Genomic DNA, 4,144 nt, shown 5'->3' with positions numbered 1-4,144 from the left:
GCGCGGCAGCTCGGTCTCGGGGAGGTCGGCGGCCCGGCGGAGCGCGTCGAACCAGTAGCGGGCCAGCCTGCGCTGGGAGCGTCCGCGGAACACCGGCAGCTCGGCCAGTGCCTGTGGGGAGTCGGGGTTGCGCACCGCGGCGTCGACGATCGCCGCGTCGGGCAGGACCCGGCCGGGGGCGATGTCGCGCTCGGCGGCGAGGGAGTCACGGGCCTGCCACAGCTCCCGGACCGCGGCGAGCGGGCGGGGGCGGCGGACCTTGTGGATGCCCGAGGTGCGCCGCCAGGGCTCCGCACGCGGCGGGGACGGCGGGGCGGTGCGGACCGCCTCGAACTCCTGGCGGGCCCAGTCGAGCTTGCCCTGCTCGTCGAGCATCCGGGTCAGGACCGTGCGCAGGTCGACGAGCACCTCGACGTCGAGCGCGGCGTAGACCAGCCAGTCCTCGGGGAGTGGGCGGCGCGACCAGTCGGCGGCGCCGTGCCCCTTCTCGAGGCCGAGGCCGAGCAGGTTCTCCACCATCGGGCCGAGCCCGACCCGGGGCAGTCCGGCCAGCCGGCCGGCGAGCTCGGTGTCGAACAACGACGCCGGGCGCAGGTCCAGCTCGGCCAGGCACGGGAGGTCCTGCGAGGCCGCGTGGAGCACCCACTCCGGCCCGTCGAGGGCCTCGGCGAGCGGGCCCAGCTCGCCGCGCAGCGGGATCGGGTCCACCAGGGCGGACCCGGCCCCGGCACGCCGCAGCTGCACGAGGTAGGCGCGCTGGGAGTACCGGAAGCCGGAGGCGCGCTCCGCGTCGACGGCGACCGGGCCGCTGCCCCCGGCGATCGCCGCCGCCACGCGGGCGAGGTCGTCGGGGGTCGCGGTGACCTGGGGGAGGCCGTCGGCGGGACGGAGCAGCGGTACCGGATCGGGTGAACCGTCCGGAGTCGCCGAGGCCGGCGGCCGGGTCGTGTCCGTACCGCCGGCGGCGCCGGTCCCGGGAGTCAGCGAATGACCCCCGCGCGCATGGCGAGCGCGACCATCTGGGCGCGGTCGCCGGTGCCGAGCTTGCGGCCGATCCGGGAGAGGTGGCTCTTCACCGTGAGGGCGGAGAGGTTCAGGGCCTCACCGATCTCCTTGTTGGACTGGCCGTCCGCGACGAGCTGCAGCACCTCGACCTCGCGGGCCGAGAGCTCCCGCGGGGTGTTGTCGGTGCCCGGCACGCGGGACCCGGTGGCGAGCAGCGGGGCGACCGTCGGGTCGGCGTAGACGCCGCCGTCGAGCACCCGCTTGACGCCGTCGGTCACGACCGAGGGCGACGCCGACTTGAGCAGGTAGGCCTGCGCGCCGGCCTGGAACGCCGAGCGGACCGCGTACGGGTCGTCGGAGGAGGCGAGCACGACCAGCCGGTTCCAGCCGAGCGAGCGGAGCTCGCTGACCAGGTCCAGCCCGCTGCCGTCCGGCAGGGTCAGGTCGAGGATCGCGAGGTCGCAGGGACCTGCGGCGTGGGCGCGTGCCCGCGCCTCGGTGACCGAGGCGGCCTCGTGCACGGTGCCCGCTCCCATGGAGCGCAGCCGTCCGGCGATCGCCTCCCGGAGCAACGGGTGGTCGTCCACGACGAGCACCGAGAACAGCTCCTCCCGCGGCTGCGGGACGATCCCCGGCGAGAGCACTGCTCCACCGATCGGAGCGCCACCTGGGGTGGTGCTGCCGGAGCTCTGCGCCGGCACTTGCTGGCCAAGTACAGCCACGTCGTCAACCTTCCTGGAGTCGGTCGTACGCCCCCGACCAACACCGGAACCCGAGGGACGGAGAGTGGCGCTCGGCCGCCCGGGCGGGTGCCATGGAAGAGATGGTATCCCTCCATGCGGCCTAACGTCTGGTGTGCATTCGTCTTTCCGGCCTGGAAAGTTACATGCATGTGGGCGCGGTCCCACCCCTCCGGGTGAAAGATTTCCGACGCATGCCGTTGACCTGCGACGTTCAGCCGGGTGATCGGCTCAACGGCACTGCGCCTACCGGCGGCAGACCCGCAGCGGTCGACACCAGGGACGCGAACGCGACGGCGTGTCGGGACAGATCACCGTCGCTCTCCGTGGGCGACCAGGAGGCGCGCAGCTCGACGTCGTCCTCCCGCGGCGGCCCCTCGCCGGGGCCGCCACCGACGCCGCTGAGCCCGCCGAAGCGGACCGACGAGGTCTGGGTGACGGTCCCGCCGAGCGCGGTGAACCCGGCGCCGGCGTGCTCGAGCGCGTCGGTCAGCCAGGACCAGCCGATCCGCGGCAGCATGTCGTCGCCGAGCTGGCCGGGCTCCAGCCGGGCCTGCACGAAGCAGACCAGCCGGAACGTGCCCTCCCAGCGTTCCTGGCCGTCGGGGTCGTGGAGCAGGATCAACCGGCCGGAGGTGTCCGGCTCGTCGAGGTCGTCGGTCCCGTCGCCGCGGTGCCCGATGTCGGCCTCGACGCTGGTCGCCCAGCTGTACGGCGCGAGCCGGGGCGGGGCCTCGAGCGGCCGCACCACGAGCTCGGGGCGCGGTCGGACCGACGCGAGCGAGCGGACCGCGCTGCGGAACGCTGCTGGTGGTGGTGAGTTCGGGTCCGGCACGGCGTCGGACTCTAGGGTGCGACACCCGTCGTCCCTGGCAGGCGCGCCGGGGCGCCCGAGCACCGGCCCGGTCCGCGTGGGATCATCAGGAGGTCATGACTGCAGGTATCGTCTCCGCGCCCCCCGCCCGCCGCGACCTCGCGGGAGCACCGTTCCTCGACGCAGTGCGCGGTGCGACGCCGTCGCGGCTGCCGGTCTGGTTCATGCGCCAGGCGGGTCGCTCGTTGCCGGAGTACCGGGCTCTGCGCCGGGACAACGCGATGCTCGAGGCGTGCCTCACCCCGGACCTGACCTGCGAGATCACCCTGCAGCCGGTCCGCCGCCACGACATGGACGCGGCCATCCTGTTCTCCGACATCGTGGTGCCGCTGTACCTGGCGGGTATCGGGGTGGACATCGTGCCGGGCACCGGGCCCGTCGTGGACTCGCCGGTCCGCACCGCCGCCGACGTCGCGGCGCTGCCCGAGCTGGCGCCCGAGCAGGTGGCGCGCGTCACCGAGGCGATCGGCCTGCTGCTGCCCGAGCTGGGCCGCGTCCCGCTGATCGGGTTCGCGGGCGCCCCGTTCACCCTCGCCTCCTACCTCATCGAGGGCGGCCCGAGCCGCAACCACGAGCGGACCAAGTCCCTCATGCGCTCGGCCCCCGACGTGTGGCACGCCCTGCTCGGCAAGCTCGCCGTGCTCACCGGCACGTTCCTGCAGCAGCAGGTCGCCGCCGGGGTGGACGCGGTCCAGCTGTTCGACTCCTGGGCGGGTGCGCTGTCCGAGCGCGACTACCGCGAGTTCGTGCTGCCGCACTCCGCGGCCGTGCTCGGCGCGCTCGCCGGGGCCGGCGTGCCGCGGATCCACTTCGGGGTCGGCACGGCCGAGCTCCTGGGTGCGATGACCGACGCCGGCGCCGACGTGATCGGCGTCGACTGGCGGACCCCGCTCGACGTCGCGGCCCGCCGGGCCGGTGGCGCGGTGCCCGTGCAGGGCAACCTGGACCCGGCGGTGCTGTTCGCCGGTCAGGAGGCCGTCGACGCCGAGGTCGTGCGGATCGCCGCCGAGGGGGCGCGCACCCGCGGGCACGTGTTCAACCTCGGCCACGGTGTCCTGCCCCCCACCGACCCGGACGCGATCACCCGGACCGTCGAGACGGTGCACGCCCAGCCCGTGGCCGGGCCGACGGGCGACCGTCCGTCGCGATGACCCGCGTCGCCGTCGTCGGCGGCGGTGTCTCCGGTCTGGCCTGCGCGCACCGGCTGCGCACGCTGCTCGGCCCGGCCGCCGAGATCGTCGTGCTCGAGCAGCGTGACCGGCTCGGCGGCGTGCTGTGCACGGTCGATCTCGCGGGGGCGCCCTTCGACGTCGGCGCCGAGGCCTTCCTCGCCCGCCGTCCCGAGGTCCCCGCGCTGCTCACCGAGATCGGGCTGGCCGACGCGCTCACCCACCCCACCGCGGCGACGGCGACGATCCGCGCGGGCGGGCGGACCGTCGGCCTGCCCCGCGGCACCCTGATGGGCGTGCCCGGCCGCGACGCCGACCTCGGGGGAGTGCTGTCCGACGCCGGACGGGCCGCGGTC

Annotated in this window: 5 protein-coding genes; 2 read left to right on the top strand and 3 right to left on the bottom strand. The window is 75.2% G+C overall.

The window, feature by feature from the left end; translation table 11 throughout:
• The 3 genes from GTW08_RS08345 to GTW08_RS08335 all read right to left on the bottom strand — a co-directional run.
• The coding region (locus GTW08_RS08345; RefSeq protein ID WP_237453655.1) for an HRDC domain-containing protein at positions 1–894 on the bottom strand (894 nt) is incomplete at its 3' end.
• 86 nt (positions 895–980) lie between these two features.
• Complete coding sequence (locus tag GTW08_RS08340; protein ID WP_100880960.1) at positions 981–1,634, bottom strand: LuxR C-terminal-related transcriptional regulator; 654 nt, start codon at positions 1,632–1,634, stop codon at positions 981–983.
• 325 nt (positions 1,635–1,959) lie between these two features.
• Positions 1,960–2,580 carry a DUF3000 family protein gene (locus GTW08_RS08335; RefSeq protein WP_073577097.1) on the bottom strand — a complete coding sequence of 207 codons (621 nt, stop codon included), beginning with the start codon at positions 2,578–2,580 and terminating at the stop codon, positions 1,960–1,962.
• 95 nt (positions 2,581–2,675) lie between these two features.
• On the opposite strand from GTW08_RS08335, the gene hemE reads away from it, so the two are divergent.
• Together hemE and GTW08_RS08325 are read left to right on the top strand one after the other, a co-directional pair.
• Positions 2,676–3,770, top strand: coding sequence for a uroporphyrinogen decarboxylase (gene hemE, locus GTW08_RS08330; RefSeq protein WP_073577096.1), 1,095 nt, complete (start codon positions 2,676–2,678; stop codon positions 3,768–3,770).
• Positions 3,767–4,144 (top strand): NAD(P)-binding protein (locus GTW08_RS08325; RefSeq protein ID WP_161151724.1); only part of this gene is annotated, 378 nt, incomplete at its 3' end. The genes hemE and GTW08_RS08325, both read left to right, overlap by 4 nt.

Origin of the sequence: Pseudonocardia sp. SID8383 (assembly GCF_009864975.1) — a bacterium.
GTDB lineage: Bacteria > Actinomycetota > Actinomycetes > Mycobacteriales > Pseudonocardiaceae > Pseudonocardia > Pseudonocardia alni.
This window is presented reverse-complemented; position numbering and strand designations above follow the sequence as displayed.

Excerpts from the sequence above, each read along its gene's own strand:
- hemE (WP_073577096.1), top strand. The coding sequence starts at position 2,676 with ATGACTGCAGGTATCGTCTCCGCGCCCCCCGCCCGCCGCGACCTCGCG.